The organism is Streptomyces sp. NPDC102360 (genome assembly GCF_044766085.1).
GTDB lineage: Bacteria > Actinomycetota > Actinomycetes > Streptomycetales > Streptomycetaceae > Streptomyces.
In genome coordinates this window covers 12,600-30,508 of record NZ_JBIWLG010000005.1, presented here as the reverse complement: position 1 = coordinate 30,508, position 17,909 = coordinate 12,600, and the positions used below count along the sequence as shown (strand labels likewise).

The 17,909-nt window shown below is 72.0% G+C and carries 9 protein-coding genes and 1 pseudogene; 6 read left to right on the top strand and 4 right to left on the bottom strand.

Features of this window, described 5'->3' with window-relative positions; all coding sequences use genetic code 11:
- Positions 1-35 precede the first annotated feature (35 nt).
- Positions 36-4,646, top strand: a complete 4,611-nt coding sequence (locus ACIRHA_RS21010; protein WP_403847773.1) for a hypothetical protein — start codon at positions 36-38, stop codon at positions 4,644-4,646.
- A gap of 54 nt (positions 4,647-4,700) precedes the next feature.
- On the opposite strand, the gene ACIRHA_RS21005 is transcribed toward ACIRHA_RS21010, so the two are convergent.
- Positions 4,701-5,117 carry a hypothetical protein gene (locus ACIRHA_RS21005; RefSeq protein WP_403847770.1) on the bottom strand — a complete coding sequence of 139 codons (417 nt, stop codon included), beginning with the start codon at positions 5,115-5,117 and terminating at the stop codon, positions 4,701-4,703.
- Between the two features lie 426 nt (positions 5,118-5,543).
- Between ACIRHA_RS21005 and ACIRHA_RS21000 the strand changes: the two genes are divergently transcribed.
- The 5 genes and pseudogenes from ACIRHA_RS21000 to ACIRHA_RS20980 all read left to right on the top strand — a co-directional run bounded on the left by ACIRHA_RS21000 (position 5,544) and on the right by ACIRHA_RS20980 (position 13,515).
- The gene (locus tag ACIRHA_RS21000) at positions 5,544-8,360 is read left to right on the top strand and encodes a nitrate- and nitrite sensing domain-containing protein (protein ID WP_403847767.1); all 2,817 of its coding nucleotides are present in this window, start codon (positions 5,544-5,546) and stop codon (positions 8,358-8,360) included.
- A complete protein-coding gene (locus ACIRHA_RS20995; RefSeq protein ID WP_351339480.1) occupies positions 8,357-8,794 on the top strand; it encodes a roadblock/LC7 domain-containing protein in 438 nt (145 codons plus the stop codon). Before ACIRHA_RS21000 ends, ACIRHA_RS20995 begins: the two co-directional genes overlap by 4 nt.
- Positions 8,795-8,803: 9 nt before the next feature.
- Positions 8,804-9,199, top strand: coding sequence for a DUF742 domain-containing protein (locus tag ACIRHA_RS20990; protein ID WP_403847764.1), 396 nt, complete (start codon positions 8,804-8,806; stop codon positions 9,197-9,199).
- 54 nt (positions 9,200-9,253) lie between these two features.
- A pseudogene (locus ACIRHA_RS20985) lies at positions 9,254-12,932 on the top strand (hydantoinase B/oxoprolinase family protein).
- Complete coding sequence (locus ACIRHA_RS20980) at positions 12,913-13,515, top strand: GTP-binding protein (RefSeq protein WP_403847761.1); 603 nt, start codon at positions 12,913-12,915, stop codon at positions 13,513-13,515. The pseudogene ACIRHA_RS20985 and the gene ACIRHA_RS20980 overlap by 20 nt, the downstream one beginning before the upstream one ends.
- A 112-nt stretch (positions 13,516-13,627) precedes the next feature.
- On the opposite strand, the gene glpK is transcribed toward ACIRHA_RS20980, so the two are convergent.
- The 3 genes from glpK to ACIRHA_RS20965 all read right to left on the bottom strand — a co-directional run bounded on the left by glpK (position 13,628) and on the right by ACIRHA_RS20965 (position 17,891).
- Complete coding sequence (gene glpK / locus ACIRHA_RS20975; RefSeq protein ID WP_403847758.1) at positions 13,628-15,139, bottom strand: glycerol kinase GlpK; 1,512 nt, start codon at positions 15,137-15,139, stop codon at positions 13,628-13,630.
- A 43-nt stretch (positions 15,140-15,182) separates the two neighbouring features.
- Positions 15,183-15,926, bottom strand: a complete 744-nt coding sequence (locus tag ACIRHA_RS20970; protein ID WP_403847755.1) for an MIP/aquaporin family protein — start codon at positions 15,924-15,926, stop codon at positions 15,183-15,185.
- 315 nt (positions 15,927-16,241) lie between these two features.
- Positions 16,242-17,891 (bottom strand): EAL domain-containing protein, encoded by a 1,650-nt coding sequence (locus ACIRHA_RS20965; protein ID WP_403847752.1) that lies wholly within the window; start codon positions 17,889-17,891, stop codon positions 16,242-16,244.
- Positions 17,892-17,909 lie beyond the last annotated feature (18 nt).

Here is a 17,909-nt window from a genome sequence, read left to right as displayed (position 1 = left end):
CTTCTGAACTTCCGTACCTACCACGAGAGTCCGCCATGTACGAGCTGTCCCGGATTCGCCTCTACTCCATCGGGCCCGCCGGTGCGCGCTACGCCGACACCGTGCTTGACCTGCGGGGCGTCGGCGAGCCCGTGCCCGACCCCGCACCCACCCAGGCGGAGTTCTTCGAGGACGAGCCCGTCGGCCCGCCGCGCCGCCCCGCGCCGGCAGGAGTGCTCTTCCTGGAGAACGGCGGCGGCAAGTCGGTCCTGCTCAAGCTGATCTTCTCGGTCATGCTGCCCGGCCACCGGAACACGCTGGGCGGCGCCAGCTCCGGCGTGCTGCGCAAGTTCCTCCTCGCCGACGACTGCGGACACGTCGCCCTGGAGTGGCAGCACACGCTCACCGGCGAGTGCGTCGTCGTCGGCAAGGTGAGCGAGTGGCGGGGGCGGCAGGTCTCCAACGACCCGCGGAAGTTCGCCGAGGCCTGGTACTCCTTCAGGCCGGGCCCCGGCCTGAGCCTCGACTCGCTGCCGGTCGCCGAGTCCAGCGCCGTGCGCCCCGCCGCCGAGGGCGCCTCGGGCGCGCAGGGGCGGCGCCGCACCATGAAGGGCTTCCGGGACGCGCTGACGGAGGCGGGCAAGGCGTACCCGCATCTGGAGGTGCACTGGGAGGAGATCCACGACCGGTGGAACGAGCACCTCGGTGACCTCGGCCTCGACCCCGAACTCTTCCGCTACCAGCGGGAGATGAACGCGGACGAGGGCGAGGCCGCGGGCCTCTTCGCCGTCAAGAAGGACTCCGACTTCACCGACCTGCTGCTGCGCGCCGTGACCGACACACGGGACACGGACGGTCTCGCCGACCTGGTGAGCGGGTTCGGGAACAAGCTGGGACGGCGCGCCGAACTGATCGCCGAGCGCGACTTCACGGCGGGCTCCGTCGACCTGCTCACCCGCATCGTGGAGGCCGCCGACACGCGGGGACGCGCGCGTGACATCCATGCCGCCGCCGAGCGCCGCACGCGCACGCTGGCCCGCCGGCTGTCCGCCCGCGCCGCCGTCGAACGCGGTCGCACCGGGGAGCTGGCCCAGCAGGTCACCGCTGCCGCGCACACCGTCACCGAAGCGGACTCGGCGCGCGAGCGCAGCTCCCTGATCGCCGCCGAACTCGCCTACCGCCACGCCTCCCTGGCGCTCGCCGGAGCCGAGAAGGCCGCCGCCGCCCAGAAGCGTGAGCTGGCCGACGCGCGGGGCCTCCACTCCGCCTGGCAGGCCGCCGAGGCCGTCCTGCGCCACCGCGCCGCCGCGGACCGCTCCGCGCGCGTGGCCGTCGCCATCCGCGAGGCCGAGCGCGACGCCGCCCCCGCGCTCGCGGCCCGCGCGAAGGCCGCATCCGAGCTCGTCCGGGCGCTGCACGGCGCCGCCGAGCAGGCCGAAACGCACGCGAACGAGGAGGAGGAGCGCTCCGCCGTCCTCCAGGACGCGGGCGAGACCGCGCACCGCGACGCCACGGCCGCGGCCACCGAGGCCCAGCGCGCCCGCAGTGAGCTCGGGCACCTGCGCCAGCGGCTGACCGAGGTCGAGCAGGAGACCACCGAGGCCGTGCGCGCCGGGTGGATCGACGACAGCGCGCCCGACGCCGACCCGGCCCGCGCCGCGCTCGCCGCCGCGGACGCGGAGAAGACCACCGTCGCCGCGTGGGACACCGCGCGCGAGGCGGCCCGCCGGGCCTCCGAGCACGCGCGCGAAGCCGGCGCCGTCGAGTCGCGCGCCGAGCTGACGGCGGCCCGCGCCGCCGACGCCGCGAGCGCCGCGGAGCAGGCCCACCAGGCGGAGGATCGGGCGGCCGGCTCCCTCGCGGGGGAGGAGCGGCTGGCCGAACTGCTCGGTGTGGGCGGCACGTCCAGCGAGGCCGAGGGGTCGGAGTCCTCCGCCGACGGCGCCGCTGAGGGCACCCTCACCGCCGAAGACCTGGACCGCGCCGCCGACGACCTGAAGGCGCTGCTCGACGACACCGTGACCGCCGCCGAGCGGCAGCTGTTCGAGCTGCGTACGGCCGCCGCCGACGACTCCCGGATCCTGGGCGCGCTGGGTGACGGCGGTCTGCTCCCACCGGGCCCCGACGTGCTGGCCACCGTCGAGTTCCTCGGCGAGCACGGCATCCCGGCCCTGCCGGGCTGGCGCTACCTCGCCCAGTCCGTCGATCCGGCCGACCACGCGCGCGTACTCGCCGCCCGGCCCGAGCTGGTCGACGGCGTCGTGATCACCGACCCGGCGGCTCATGAGCGGGCCCGGGAGGCGCTCGCCGGCGCGGCCCTGCTGCCCCGCTCCGCCGTCGCCGTCGGCACCGCCGCCGCGCTGCTCGCCCCGACCCCGGCCGAGGACGCGTCCTCCTCCAGGGACGCGGCCGTCTTCCTCGTACCGCCGAACCCGGCCATGCACGACGAGCACGCCGCCGACGAGGAGCGGCAGGCGCTCCGCGAGCGCGCGGCCCGGCGCGACGAGGACATCCGCACGCTCGCCGGGCGCCTCGCCAAGGACCGCGAACTGGCGGCGCGCCTCACCTCCTGGCGTTCCGGCTGCCCCGCGGGCCGCCTCGCCGAACTCGCCGCCGCGGCCCGCGAGGCCCGTACGTTCGCCGAGGAGTCCGAGGCCGAGCTCGCCGAGGCCCGCACGCTGCGCGCCGAGGCCGACGAGTCCGCGGCCGAGGCGACCCGCGTGCGCGACGAGCGCCAGGAGGCGGCGCAGAAGGCCCGCCGTGCCGCCGACGCGCTCGCCGGACTCGCGTTCCGTCTGCGCGAGCGCGCCGGCTGGCAGGCGAAGGTCCGAGAGCTGGCCGACGAGGCCGTCGAGTCGGAGGCCCGTGCCCAGTCCTGCCTGGAGCACGCGCGTTCGGCCGACGAGGACCGCAGGGCCGCCCAGCGCTCCGCGGACGACGCCCGCCGCACCGCCCGTACGCTGCGCGCAGAGCGCGCCGAGATCGCCGGCGCTCCCGACGACGTACCGGAGGGATCGGCTCCCAAGGCGTCGCTGCCCGCGTTGCGCGAGGCGTACCGGGCCGCGTCCCAGGTCTACGAAAAGGTGGGCGTCGGCGCCGACCTGCGGGCCGAGCAGGCCCGCGCCGAGTCCGACGAGTCCGCGGCGCTCGCCGACCTGGACCGGCTCACCAACAAGGTGCGTACCCGCGCCGCCACCCTGCTGGAAACCTCCGAAGGCGCCGACGGCCCCTCCAGGCAGGCCGCCGCCGCCCGCGCCGAGGAACTCGTCCAGCTCCTGGAGACCCGCGCCTCCACCGCGAGCGAGCAGCTCGGCCGGCTGCGCGGCGAGGCCGAGCGTCACGCGCCCGAGGACGGCGACGCACACACGGAGCTGCCCGAGGACCTCGTCCCGTCCGGCACCGAGCATGCGCAGACCCTGCTGCGCACGGCCACCACCGAACTCGCCGTCCGCACCGACGCGTTGACCAGCGCCCGCGCCGCCCACGCCGAACTTCTCGACGCGCACCGTGCCGCCGAGGACGGGGCCGGGGGCTTCGAGGAGACCGCGGCGCTCCTGCGCGACCTGCTGCGCGACCACGCGGACCCGTCGGAGGAGGACGAGCCGGAGCCCTACCCCGGCGCCCTGGAGGAGGCCCGCCAGACGGCGGCCGAGGCCCGGCGCTCGCTGCGCGGCTGCGCCGCCGACCTGTCCGCGGCCGAGACGGCGGTCCGCGAGGCCAGTGACATCCTCGTACGGCACGCGAACTCGACGCGGTACGAGCAGGTGCGTACGCCCGCCCGCCAGCAGATCCGCGAACTGCCCGCGTCCGCCCTCCCCGAGCACGCGCAGAAGTGGGCCGACGCGTTCGCGCCCCGGCTGCGCGTCCTCACCGACGAGCTGGCCCAGCTGGAGCGCAACCGCGACTCGATCGTGGACCGGCTGCGCGGCCTCGTGGAGTCCTCGCTCGCCACCCTCCGCTCCGCCCAGCGCCTGTCCCGGCTGCCCGAGGGGCTCGGCGAGTGGTCCGGGCAGGAGTTCCTGCGGATTCGCTTCGAGGAGCCCGACCAGGCCACGCTGATCGAGCGGCTCGGCGAGGTCATCGACGAGGCGACAAGCGCGGCCGTGAAGAAGAACTCCGACCTGCGGCGCGACGGAATGTCCCTGCTGCTGCGCGGTGTCAGTGCGGCGCTCCAGCCCAAGGGCATCGCCGTCGAGATCCTGAAGCCGGACGCCGTGCTGCGCGCCGAGCGCGTCCCCGTCGGACAGATGGGCGACGTGTTCTCCGGTGGTCAGCTGCTCACCGCCGCCATCGCCCTGTACTGCACGATGGCCGCGCTGCGCTCCAACGACCGGGGCCGGGACAAGCACCGCCACGCGGGCACGCTGTTCCTCGACAACCCGATCGGCCGCGCCAACGCCACGTACCTGCTGGAACTGCAGCGTGCGGTGTCCGACGCGCTCGGCGTGCAACTCCTCTACACCACCGGCCTGTTCGACACGACGGCGCTCGCCGAGTTCCCCCTCGTGATCCGGATGCGCAATGACGCGGACCTTCGGGCCGGCCTGAAGTACATCAGCGTGGAGGAGCACCTGCGTCCGGGCCTGCCGCAGCAGGACCCCGAGGGTGAGACGGTGCACGGTGAGATCACGGCCACGCGGATGTACAAGCGGCCCGTTGATGCCTGATGCCTGATGCCTGATGCCTGACGCCCGATGACTGAGCGTGCGGCGGGGGGCGACTCAGGAGTGGGTCAGCTGCCCGGCCCCGCCGCGCCTGCGTATGTTGACCGAATCGGGCCGCGGGGCGCCGCGCCGCGACCTCGCGGCACGACGGGCCTGGCGGCGCTCCTTGCGCAACTGCCGGGCCGTGCTGGCCGGGACCGAGACGACGCCGTGCCGCTGGTTCCACACCTGGCGCGTCACCCAGACGTCGAGGACGCCCCACGTGGCCGCCACGGTGCTGGCCACGCTGCTGAGCACCATGGGGAAGGCAAGCCAGGAGTCGGTCAGCGTGCACAACACAGCGATCATGGCCTGGATCAGGGTGAGCGCGACTATGAGGACGGCCCGCACCGCGGCCGTCCGTACGGGATCGGGCATCCGGCGTCGACGCGCCGGCTCCTCGATCCACAGCCCGTTTCGCTCTGCCGTGCCCATCGCCACGTCACTCCCCACCGCTCGTGGGCCCTGAATGGCCCTCAAGCCGATGCCCCCGCACCGGCACTGCACAGTGACTGCCCGAATTGCTGTGCTTTACGCCGTCGAGCCTCCCCTCCCTTGAGGAAGACGAATGGCGCGCCGGGAAGATTCCCGTTTCGGTGAACTCGCCTGTTCCGGGCGGGCGGTGCGCAGGATTCCGGCCAACTCGCGGACAGCGTGCGTCAGTTGCGATCCTTGGCGAATAGGGGGTCGAGCGGTGGGAATCTCCCGCAATGCCGGACAACTCATGATGTCGGCACCACAGTTCACTCGGACATCATCCGGACAGGCCTTCGAGTTGCTCCTGTCTCAGTAGTAGGCTCGCGCCGTTTGTTGACGCACATGTGTGCCCCTGAAGGCAGAGGGGTCGATCTGGGGGAGGCCATGCGCTTTCGCGGGAAGTCCATCCGCCGGAAGATCGTGGCGCTGTTGCTGGTGCCGTTGCTGTCCTTGACGGCCATCTGGGCCTTCGCCACGGTGATCACGGGGCGCGCCGCCGTCCAGCTGATCTCCGCGGGCCAGGCGATCGACTCGATCGCCTACCCGCTGGTCGCCACGGGCCGTTCCCTGCAGGCGGAACGCCGCCAGACGCTCGTCTACCTCGCCGACCCCCGCGCCTCCGACGCCCAGTCGGCGCTGCGGGCCGAGCGGACCGCGGCCGACGAGTCGATCACGCGGATCAAGGAAAAGGTGCGCGACGGCGACATCCGCGAGGACCTGGACGGTGACGCCCGGGTCTCTCTCGATACCGCCGTCGAGGGCCTGGAAGGCATCGCGTCGTTGCGTCGGAACGTCGACGAAGGCACCGTGACCCGCGCCCAGGCCCTTGAGTTCTACAACCGCCTCATCGCGCCGACGTACGACTTCCTGCTCGACCTCACGGCCCTCGACGACGCGAAGGTGGAACGCCAGGCGCGCGCCCTCGTCGGCGTACTCAAGGCACGCGAACTCCTGTCCCAGGAGGACGCGCTGGTCGGCTCGGGGCTCGTCGCTCGCCGGTTCAACCAGCAGGAGCTGCGGCAGGTCTCCGACCTCGTCGCCCAGCGTTCCCTCCTCTACGAGAGCAATCTCGCGCTTCTGCCCGACTCCGAGCGCTCCCGCTACCAGCGGTACTGGAAGAGCCCGGACACCAACCCGCTGCGCTCCGCGGAGGAAGCCGTCGTGAACGGCTCTCCCGGTGCTCCCAGGGGCGTCACCGCGCGGAGCTGGGACAAGGCCTCGCAGCCTGTGCTCGACGAACTCGTCGACCGGGACACCGCCGCGACCGAGCGCTACCAGGACCGCGCCCGCCCGGAGGCCGTCGACGTCCTGGTGCGGGCCGGGGTCGCCGGAGTGCTCGGTCTGCTCGGTCTGCTCGTCTCCCTGTATCTCTCCGTACGCATCGGCCGCGGGCTCATCCGTGACCTGCGGCGACTCCGTCTGGAGGCGCACGAGGCCTCCGGTGTGCGGCTCCCCGGTGTGATGCGCCGCCTGGCCGCAGGGGACGAGGTCGATGTGGAGACCGAGGCGCCGCGTCTCGAATACGACAGGGACGAGATCGGACAGGTCGGCCAGGCGCTCAACACCCTGCAGCGATCCGCCGTCGAAGCCGCCGTCAAGCAGTCCGAACTGCGCCGCGGCGTCTCCGAGGTGTTCGTCAACCTCGCCCGGCGCAGCCAGGTCCTGCTGCACAAGCAGCTGACCCTGCTCGACACCATGGAGCGCAGGACCGAGGACACCGACGAGCTCGCCGACCTGTTCCGCCTCGACCACCTCACCACCCGGATGCGCCGCCACGCGGAGGGCCTGGTGATCCTTTCCGGCGCCGCTCCGTCCCGGCAGTGGCGCAGACCCGTCCAGCTCATGGACATCGTTCGGGCTGCCGTCGCCGAGGTGGAGGACTACGAGCGCGTCGAGGTACGGCGGCTGCCGCGGATCGCCGTGACGGGACCGGCCGTCGCCGACCTCACCCACCTCGTGGCCGAACTCCTGGAGAACGCCACGGTGTTCTCGCCGCCGCACACCGCCGTGCAGGTGGTCGGTGAGCGCGTCGCGAACGGCTTCACTCTGGAGATCCACGACCGCGGCCTCGGAATGGCCCCCGACGCGCTGCTCGACGCCAACCTGCGCCTCGCCGAGACACCGGAATTCGAACTCTCCGACACCGATCGGCTCGGCCTGTTCGTGGTCAGCCGCCTCGCCCAGCGGCAGAACATCCGCGTCTCCCTCCAGCCGTCGCCCTACGGCGGCACCACCGCGGTGGTCTTCATCCCGGACTCCCTGCTCACGGACGCCCCCGACACCGAGGGCGCCGGCTTCCGTCTCGACCGGCCCAACGCGCTGCGGCGCACTGCCCCTTCGGCGGGCCGACCGCAGCCGGGCACCGTGGCCGGGCTGCCCGGTCTGCCGGCCTCCGTTCTCAACGGGCCGGTCGAGCTGGAGGCGCCGCTGACCACCTCCGACATGACCCCGTTCCCCGGAGCCCTGGGCGACGAGGACAGCGAGCGCGGCGGTCTGTTCCGCCCTCGCCGTGCCGTGTCCGGGCCTTCCGGCGAACAGCACCAGCAGGCCGAGGACGACCGCGCCGGAATCGACGGCACGGACGCCTCCCGCCACACGGACGCCTCCCGCCATGCAGGCGGCCCGCGCCGCTCCGGGGACCGCGACGCGCAGGATCCGGCAGCCGGTCCTGAGGGGCCACTTCCGCTTCCACGACGGCGCGTGCCCAAGCTCGTCAGTTCGCACGGCAGGCCTGTGACCCACAGCCGGCCCGACGCGGACGACCCTGCCGCGCCCCAACCGAGCGAGCGGCATGACCGGGGCGACGGCGACGGACAGCGTGACACCCCGGCCGGCCTCCCCAGACGCCGCACCCGTGCGGTGGAGGAGCCCGCGGCCCCGCGCGAGACCCCCGAGTCCACGGCGGACGCCCAGCGGCCAGCCGTGCCCAGCACCACTTCCGGCGGCCTGCCCCGCCGCGTCCGACAGGCCAACCTGGCACCGCAGTTGAAGGACGGCCCGGACCTGCGCGGCGACAGCACGACACCGGCCGAAGACAGGACTCCCTCCGCACTCCCCGCCGACCGGGACGCCGACGAGGTGCGCAGCCGTATGGCCTCGCTCCAGCGCGGCTGGCGGCGTGGACGTGCGGAGAACACCGCGGGCGATGAGCGCACCGACGGAACAGCACGAGGAACGAACTCTGAGGGGGACGGTCGATGACCGCGCCGAAGGCCAATGCGCAGACCACCAACGGGGTTGTCGGTGAGCTGAACTGGCTCCTGGACGACCTGGTCGAGCGCGTCGCCGGCATCCGCAAGGCGATGGTGCTCTCCGGTGACGGGCTGCCCACGGGCGTCTCCGAGGGGCTCAGCCGCGAGGACAGCGAACACCTCGCCGCCGTGGCCTCCGGATTCCACAGCCTCGCCAAGGGGGTGGGCCGGCACTTCGACGCGGGCGGGGTCCGGCAGACGGTCGTCGAACTCGACGAGGCCTTCCTGTTCGTCACCGCGGCAGGGGACGGTAGTTGCCTCGCTGTGCTGTCCGACGCGGACTCCGACGTCGGGCTCGTCGCCTACGAGATGACCCTGTTGGTCAAGCGCGTCGGAGTGCACCTGGGGACTGCCCGGCGCACGGACCTGCCCGCCGGAGGGTAGAAGGTCGGCATGAGACCAGACGGTCAGGAGACGCATCACTGGTTCGACGACGACGCGGGCCCCGTCGTGCGCCCGTACGCCATGACGCGTGGCCGCACCTCCAGCGCGGGCCGGCACCGGCTCGACCTGATCGCGGTCGTCGTCGCCGAACAGCATGAAGGCGGTGTGGCGACGGACCAGACGCTGTCGCCGGAACACGTCGACATCGTCGAACTCTGCCAGGACGCCCCGCAGTCCGTGGCCGAACTGGCCGCGGAGCTCGATCTCCCGGTAGGAGTGGTGCGCGTACTCATCGGGGATCTCGTGGACGACGAACTGGTCCACGTGACACGGCCGGTGCCACCGGCGGAGCTGCCCGACGCGAGTATTCTCCGCGACGTGATCGACGGCCTCAGAGCGCTCTGATCCGACAGCGGAGCCTTCGGGGCACAGGAACGGGGCGGACGGCGGGAGACACACGTGGCAGGCTGGCAGTTCTGGATCGACCGAGGCGGCACCTTCACGGACGTCGTGGCCCGGCGGCCCGACGGCCGCCTGCTCACGCACAAGCTGCTCTCCGACCATCCGGCGCGCTATGCCGACCCGGCCGTCTTCGCGATCCGCGAGCTCCTCAACGAGGGCGCGGAGCAGGCGCCGGGCGGCGGGCCCGGCGACCGCGTCGACTCCGTCCGCATGGGCACCACCGTCGCCACCAACGCCCTCCTGGAGCGCCGCGGCGAGCCGACCGCCCTCGTCATCACGCGTGGTTTCCGCGATGCCCTGCGGATCGCCTACCAGAACCGGCCTCACATCTTCGCCCGCCGCATCGAGCTGCCCGAGCTGCTCCACGAGCGCGTCATCGAGGTGGACGAACGCGTGGACGCCCAGGGCGAGGTGATCACCCCGCTCGACCTCGACGCCCTCGAAGGCTCGCTGCGCCGGGCCTACGAAGACGGCATTCGAGCGGTGGCCGTCGTTTGCCTGCACAGTCACCTCCACCCGGTTCACGAGCGCGAGATCGGCGCCCTCGCCGAGCGCATCGGATTCCCCCAGATCTCGCTGTCCAGCGAGGTCAGCCCGCTCATGAAGGTGGTGCCACGGGGCGACACCGCTGTCGTCGACGCCTACCTGTCGCCCGTCCTGCGCCGCTACGTGCGCCAGGTCGCCGAGCAACTCCCCGACGTACCACTGATGTTCATGCAGTCCAACGGCGGGCTCGCCGAGGCCGGGCAGTTCCGTGGCAAGGACGCCATCCTGTCCGGGCCCGCGGGCGGCATCGTGGGCATGGCCCGGATGTCGGGGCGCGCGGGCTTCGACCGCGTCATCGGCTTCGACATGGGCGGGACCTCCACGGACGTCTCGCACTTCGCGGGCGAGTACGAGCGCGTGCTGACCACGCAGATCGCCGGAGTGCGGCTGCGCGCGCCCATGCTCGACATCCACACCGTCGCGGCGGGCGGCGGCTCCGTGCTGCACTTCGACGGCAGCCGCTACCGGGTCGGACCCGACTCGGCCGGCGCGGTGCCGGGCCCGGCCTGCTACCGGGGCGGCGGCCCCCTCACGGTCACTGATGCCAACGTCGCCCTCGGTCGCGTCCAGCCCGCCCACTTTCCTCACGTGTTCGGCTCCGAAGGGGACCAGCCGCTCGACGACGGCCTCGTACGTGAGCGCTTCGCCGCCCTCGCCACCGAGATCCGCGAGACGACCGGGGACGCGCGCACCCCGGAGCAGGTGGCCGAGGGCTACCTCCAGGTCGCTGTGGCGAACATCACCAACGCCGTGAAGCGCATCTCGGTCCAGAAGGGCCACGACGTCACCCGCTACGCCCTCACCACCTTCGGTGGCGCCGGTGGCCAGCACGCGTGCAAGGTTGCCGAAGAGCTCGGCATCCGGACGGTCCTCGTACCGCCCATGGCCGGCGTCCTCTCGGCGCTCGGTATCGGCCTGGCGGACACCACGGCGATGCGGGAACAGTCCGTCGAAGTCACCGTCGACGCCTCCTCGATGCCGCACATCCTGAAGACGGCCGACGATCTGGAGAGCGCCGCGCGCGAGGAGCTGCGCGCCGAGGACGTCCCGGAGAAGCGCATGCGGATCGTGCGCAGGGCCCAGCTCCGCTATGACGGCACGGACACCGCGCTCACCGTGGAACTCACCGAACCCGACGCCATGACCCGCGCCTTCGAGGAACGTCATCGCGCTCACTACTCCTTCACCCTGGACCGACCGCTCGTCGTCGAATCACTCTCCGTAGAAGCCACTGGCCTGACCGATCCCCCCGATCTCTCGCATCTCGCTCCCCGCACCACCGCCCCGGCGGCCCCCTCCACCGTCCGCCTGCACACCGGCGGAACCTGGCGGGACGTACCCCTCCACCACCGGGCCCAACTCCCGCCCGGCGCTCCCGTCCAGGGGCCGGCGATCATCGCCGAGGACGGCTCGACGACCGTCGTCGACGACGGATGGCAGGCGGCCCTCGCGGACGACGGTCACCTGATCATGGAACGGTCGGCGATTACAGAGAGTTCCGGCCTGGGCACGGAATTCGCGGAGGAAGTCGATCCGGTCATGCTCGAGGTCTTCAACAACCTCTTCATGTCGATCGCCGAACAGATGGGCGCCCGCCTCGAGTCGACCTCGCAGTCCGTCAACATCAAGGAACGGCTGGACTTCTCCTGCGCGCTCTTCGACCCCGACGGCAGCCTGGTCGCCAACGCCCCGCACATTCCCGTGCACTTGGGCTCGATGGGCACCAGCGTCAAGGAGGTCATCCGCCGCCGCGGCTCGACCATGCGGCCCGGAGACACCTACGCCGTCAACGACCCGTACCACGGTGGCACGCACCTGCCCGATGTCACCGTGATCACCCCCGTCTTCGACACGGACGGTGACCGGATCCTGTTCCACGTCGCCTCGCGCGGCCACCACGCCGAGATCGGCGGCATCGCCCCCGGCTCCATGCCCGCGAACAGCCGCACCATCGACGAAGAAGGCGTGCTGTTCGACAACTGGCTGCTCGTCGAGGCCGGCCGGTTCCGTGAGGAGCAGACGCTGCGCCTGCTGACCGAGGCGCCCCACCCCTCCCGCAACCCGAGGACGAACCTCGCCGACCTGCGCGCCCAGATCGCGGCCAACCAGAAGGGCGTCGACGAAGTCGCCCGCATGATCGAGAACTTCGGCCTGGACGTCGTGCTCGCCTACATGAAGCACGTACAGGACAACGCCGAGGACTCCGTACGACGCGTCATCGACGCTCTGGAAGGCGGCGAGTTCAGTTACGAGACCGACTCGGGCGCGGTCATCCGTGTGCGGGTGAGCGTGGACCGCGCACAACGCCGCGCCACCGTCGACTTCACCGGCACCTCCGACCAGCTCACCACGAACTTCAACGCCCCGTTCGCCGTCGTCAACGCCGCCGTCCTGTACGTCTTCCGGACGCTCGTGGGTGACGACATCCCGCTCAACGACGGCTGCCTGCGCCCCCTGAACATCGTCGTGCCGCCCGGTTCCTTCCTCTCGCCTCAGCCGCCCGCCGCGGTCGTCGCGGGCAACGTGGAGACGTCACAGGCCATCACCGGAGCCCTCTACGGTGCCCTGGGCGTGCAGGCCGAGGGCTCCGGCACGATGAACAACATCACCTTCGGGAACGCGCGCCATCAGTACTACGAGACGGTGGCCTCCGGCTCCGGCGCCGGTGACGGCTTCCCCGGGGCGCCCGTCGTGCAGACCCACATGACCAACTCGCGGCTCACCGACCCCGAGGTCCTGGAGTGGCGGCTGCCCGTCCTCCTGGAGGAGTTCGCGGTGCGGCGCGGCAGCGGGGGAGCGGGCCGGTGGCCGGGCGGTGACGGCGCCGTGCGGCGCATCCGCTTCCGCGAGCCGATGACCGTCTCCACGCTGACCCAGCACCGCAGGGTGCCGCCCTACGGGATGGCGGGTGGCGCCCCCGGAGCGCTCGGCGCCAACTCCGTGGAGCGCGTGGACGGCACCGTCACCCGCCTCGACGGCAGCGATACGGCCGACGTGGCCCCCGGCGACGTACTCGTCGTCGAAACGCCCGGAGGCGGCGGCTACGGGCCGCCCGGGGCGAGCAGCGGTACCCGAGACAGCGACACCAGCGAGGCAGGAGAGACACAGCCATGATCTTCGGGCGTTCTGAGCGTCGAAAGGCCCCCGTCGAGCCCGTGACGCTCAAGATCCTGGTGGCCGGCGGCTTCGGCGTGGGCAAGACGACGCTGGTCGGCGCGGTCAGCGAGATCCGGCCGCTGCGCACGGAGGAACTCCTCACGGAGGCGGGCCGCCCCGTGGACGACACCGCGGGCGTCGAGCGCAAGAACACCACTACGGTGGCGATGGACTTCGGCCGGATCACGCTCCGCGACGATCTCGTGCTCTATCTCTTCGGCACACCGGGCCAGGACCGCTTCTGGTTCCTGTGGGACGAGTTGGCGACCGGCGCGCTGGGAGCGGTCGTCCTTGCGGACACCCGCCGTCTGGAGGACTGCTTCGCCGCGGTCGACTACTTCGAGCGGCGCTCCATACCGTTCATCATCGGCGTCAACTGCTTCGACGATGCCGACCGCTACCCCGCGGACGCGGTCCGTCAAGCGCTCGACCTCGATCCGGACGTCCCCGTGGTCCTGTGCGACGCGCGCGACAAGGAGTCCGTGAAGGACGTGCTGATCGCCGTCGTCGGCCACGCCGCGGAAGCCGCCGAGCGCCGGCAGCCCGCGGCGACCTGAACACGCACAGCGGCGGCCCGCACCCCCGCCGACCGGGGTCCGGACCGCCGCGTGCGCGCGCGTGGATGGTCGTACGTCACCACGCGCGCGGGGACATGGCCTACGAGCCGTCTCAGTCCTCGTGCCAGTCGAAGCTCTTCTCCACGGCCTTGCGCCAGTTGTGGTACTCGCGGTCCCGGGCTCCCGCGTCCATCGCGGGAGTCCACTCCGCGTCGCGCTGCCAGTGCGCCTTGAGCTCGTCCAGGTCGTTCCACACGCCTGTCGCGAGCCCCGCGGCGTACGCGGCGCCCAGGCACGTCGTTTCGGACACCCTGGGCCGGATCACCGGCACGCCCAGGACGTCGGCCTGATGCTGCATCAGCAGGTTGTTCTTGGTCATGCCGCCGTCGACCTTCAGGGTCGTGATCTGCACCCCGGAGTCCTGGTACATCGCGTCGACGACCTCACGGGTCTGCCAGCTCGTCGCCTCCAGGACGGCGCGTGCCAGGTGAGCCTTGGTGACGTACCTGGTGAGGCCGGTGACGACGCCGCGCGCGTCGGAGCGCCAGTAGGGCGCGAACAGACCGGAGAACGCGGGCACGATGTAGGCACCGCCGTTGTCGTCCACGCTCGCCGCGAGCGTCTCGATCTCGTCGGCGGTCTTGATGATGCCGAGTTGATCGCGGAACCACTGCACCAGGGCACCCGTGATCGCGATCGACCCTTCGAGGCAGTACACGGGCGCCTCGGAGCCGATCTTGTACCCCATGGTGGTGAGCAGCCCGTTCTTCGAAGGCACCGGCCGGCTACCGGTGTTGAGCAGCAGGAAGCTGCCCGTCCCGTAGGTGTTCTTCGCGGTACCGGTGTCGTAGCACGCCTGTCCGAAAACGGCCGCCTGCTGGTCGCCGAGCGCCGAGGCCACCGGTACGCCGGCCAGCTGGCCGACGGCAGTGCCATACACCTCGGCGGACGAACGGATCTCCGGAAGCAGCGACTCCGGAACATTCATCGCCGACAGGATCGACTGGTCCCACTGCAGGGTCTCCAGGCTCATCAGCATGGTGCGCCCGGCGTTGGTGACATCGGTGACGTGCACGCCGCCGTCGGTGCCCCCGGTGAGGTTCCAGATCAACCACGAGTCCATCGTGCCGAAGGCCAGCTCCCCGCGCTCGGCCCTGGCCCGCAGGCCCGGCACGTTGTCGAGCAGCCAGGCCGCCTTGGGCCCGGAGAAGTAGCTCGCCAGGGGCAGGCCCGTCGTCTCGCGGAAACGGTCCTGTCCGTCGGCGCCGCCCAGCTCGTTGCAGAGCGCCGAGGTCCGCGTGTCCTGCCACACGATCGCGTTGTGCACGGGCTTGCCGGTCGCCCGGTCCCAAAGGACCGTCGTCTCGCGCTGGTTGGTGATGCCGAGGGCGCTGAGCTGGTCCGCTCGCAGTCCCGCCTTGGCGATCGCCCCGGCGACCACGGCCTGGACCTTGGACCAGATCTCGGTGGCGTCGTGCTCCACCCAGCCCGGCTTCGGGAAGATCTGGCGATGTTCGCGCTGGTCGACGGCGACGATCTCGCCGTCCTGGTTGAAGATGATGCAGCGGCTCGAGGTGGTGCCCTGGTCGATGGCGGCGACGTACTTCACGGAAGTGTCGGGCATGGCTACCCCTTCGTAAGAAGACGTACGAGAGTGTTTCTGCGCTTCAGAACGCTGCGTTGTAGATGACCCCCGCCAGCGCGCCGCCGATGAGCGGCCCGACGACCGGGACGAGAGCGTAGCCCCAGTCGGATGTCCCCTTGTTGGGGATCGGCAGGAGCTGATGCACGATGCGCGGGCCCAGGTCGCGGGCGGGGTTGATCGCGTAACCTGTCGGCCCGCCGAGCGACAGACCGATGCCGACGACCAGGAGCGCCACGATCAGTACCTGGGTGCCGGACTCGCCGAGTCCCTTGGTGAGCCCGAACGCGAGGATGGGCAGCACCAGGCCGATCGTCGCGATGACCTCGGTGAGCAGGTTCGCGACCACGTTCCGGATCTCGGGGACCGTCGAGAAGATGCCGAGCGTCGGTGTCGGACCGTCCTCGGCGGCCTCCTCATCCGAACCGACGTTGGCGTTGAACTGCGCGAGATACACCAGGTACGCGAGGACGGCGCCGAGCATCGCGCCGACCATCTGACCGAGCAGATAGACCCAGACCTTGTCCCACTTCCCGGTGTCGACCGCGATGCCGATGGTGACCGCGGGGTTGAGGTGACCACCCGACAGCGGGGCGGCCGTATAGGCGCCGGCCAGCACGCCGAAGCCCCAGCCGAATGCGATGACGATCCACCCGGAGGCCCTCGCCTTGGAGTGTTTCAGAGTGACGGCGGCGCAGACGCCCGCGCCGAAAAGGATCAGAATGCCGGTGCCGATGACCTCACCGATGAAGATGTCTCCGTTGCTCATGGCGGCTCCTAGGCCCTCGCCCGGGGGCAGTGCTCCCCGGTCCTCCGTGCAGGGTGCGTTTCCCATGGCTGGTTCTGAACCACGGCTGCCGTAGGCAGGGAAGTCCCGCGCCCCGCCCGGCGTCCGTGACGAGCGTGCCCGCACAGTCGGAACCACACGTGGGGGAGCGGCTCTGACCTGCCGCAACCCGGCAGGAAAGCGCACCTGGGGCAGCCAGGGCCCCGAGCAGCGGTGGGCCGATTTGCGGCGATGCCGACTGACACCCGGAAGTGTTCACCGGCCGTACTGGAGCGTCAAGGTCGTGGACGGCAACGGTTAACCGGCGGCCGAGGCTCCCCTCAGGTCGCGCGCGGGAGACGCGGCTCGTGCGCCGCGGCGCACGTCGAAACCTTCGCGCCCCGCCCGACCGCAGACCCAACTCGCCCCGGCGAGCGCCTTCGCGGCCTTCTTGAGCGGGGCGAGCAGCGCCGCGGCCTGCCGGTGGTCGGGCACGCTGCCGGCCGGGCACACCACCGTGGCCAGCGACAGTGTCACCGCCCTGCCGCCCGCCGACCAGGGAGCGTCGAGCACGGCGGCCGCGAGCAGAGCGAGCCGCTCGGGATCGGCCAGGACGAGGAAGTCGTCACCCCCGATGTGCCCCACCCGCACGGACTCCGACGCCGTGCGCGCGAGGGCCCGCCCCACCGAACGGATCAGCTCGTCGCCCGCCGCGAACCCCGCACCGTCGTTGACCTGCTTGAACCCGTCGATGTCCAGCCAGCTCAGGGCGAAGTCGCGGCCCTGCGCCACCCAGCGGTCCAACTCGCCGGTCACGGTGTCCGAACCTGGCAACCGCGTCAGCGGGTTGAGCCCGACGGCCTCCTCGACGCGGCTCTCGGCGAGCGCCCGTACGAGGTCGGTGAGGCGTACGACGCCGACGCAGCGACCGTCGTCGTCCACCACGGCGACGTCGTCGGCGGTGCGGGTGTGCTCGCCGTCCGCGACCACGTCGAGCACCTCCCAGGCGGTCGCCGCGACACCCACCGTGCGCGGCCGGTCGCCGAGCCGCGCGGCGGGCCGGTCGGCGTACAACGCGTGCCCGTAGCGCGTGGACAGGGACAGCAGGAAGCGGTCCCGCTGCACCGATCGCACCGGCGCCCCGTCGGCGTCGACGAGGAGCACGCCGGTCACCTCGGCCGCACCGGTGAGCCGGCGCCGCACCTGCTCCGCGGACGCCGAATCGGGCAGCAGCGCCGCGGGCCGCACGAAGTCCCGCACCAGCGGCCCGGACAGCCGCGACGAGCCGACGGCCGGGGGCAGTTCGGGCACGTACACCTCGGAGATCGGCAGCCGGGCCGCCGGGGCGAACAGATTGCCCTGCGCGAGCTGCGCTCCGGCATCGCGGGCCGCCATGCACTGGGTCTCGGTCTCCACGCCCTCGATCGCGAGCAGCGCGCCGATCTCCTCGCACAGCGTCCGCATGGCCCGCACCGTCGCCCCGCGCGACAACAGCGAGGCGTCGAGCTTGATCAGGTCCGGGGCGAGATCGTCGAGCAGCCGCAGCGGTACGTCGCCGTCGCCGACCCCGTCGGCACAGATCCGGAAGCCCTCCTTGCGCAGCACCGCGACGCCCTCCAGGAGGGCACGGTGCGGCACGTGCGTGAACGGCGGCCCCACGTCGACGGTCACCTCCCACGGCAGGCGCCCCGCGTCCTGCACTGCGCGCCGCAGCGCGTCAAGACCGCCGAGGTCGGCGAGCGTGCCCGCGAACACGTTCACGTGCAGCGGCAGCAGCGTCTCCCGGCGTGCCGCATCGCGGATCGCCAAAGCGGCGAGGTCGCCGTCCAGCTCGGGCTCGCGATGTGCCCGTGCGAGCACATCACCCGACTCGGGGCGGGCGAGTATCTCCAGAGCGGCGGCCGATCCCGTGGCCAGATTGACCACGGGCTGGAAGGCGAAGCGGAGGCTGTCCGGCCAGGTGTGCACGCCAGCATGATGGCCTTG

What these genes read in the sequence shown, in the direction of transcription:
- ACIRHA_RS21005 (WP_403847770.1), bottom strand. Translation starts at nt 5,117, where the DNA reads ATGGGCACGGCAGAGCGAAACGGGCTGTGGATCGAGGAGCCGGCGCGT.
- ACIRHA_RS20990 (WP_403847764.1), top strand. Translation starts at nt 8,804, where the DNA reads ATGAGACCAGACGGTCAGGAGACGCATCACTGGTTCGACGACGACGCG.
- ACIRHA_RS21000 (WP_403847767.1), top strand. Translation starts at nt 5,544, where the DNA reads ATGCGCTTTCGCGGGAAGTCCATCCGCCGGAAGATCGTGGCGCTGTTG.
- ACIRHA_RS20970 (WP_403847755.1), bottom strand. Translation starts at nt 15,926, where the DNA reads ATGAGCAACGGAGACATCTTCATCGGTGAGGTCATCGGCACCGGCATT.
- ACIRHA_RS20980 (WP_403847761.1), top strand. Translation starts at nt 12,913, where the DNA reads ATGATCTTCGGGCGTTCTGAGCGTCGAAAGGCCCCCGTCGAGCCCGTG.
- ACIRHA_RS20995 (WP_351339480.1), top strand. Translation starts at nt 8,357, where the DNA reads ATGACCGCGCCGAAGGCCAATGCGCAGACCACCAACGGGGTTGTCGGT.
- glpK (WP_403847758.1), bottom strand. Translation starts at nt 15,139, where the DNA reads ATGCCCGACACTTCCGTGAAGTACGTCGCCGCCATCGACCAGGGCACC.
- ACIRHA_RS21010 (WP_403847773.1), top strand. Translation starts at nt 36, where the DNA reads ATGTACGAGCTGTCCCGGATTCGCCTCTACTCCATCGGGCCCGCCGGT.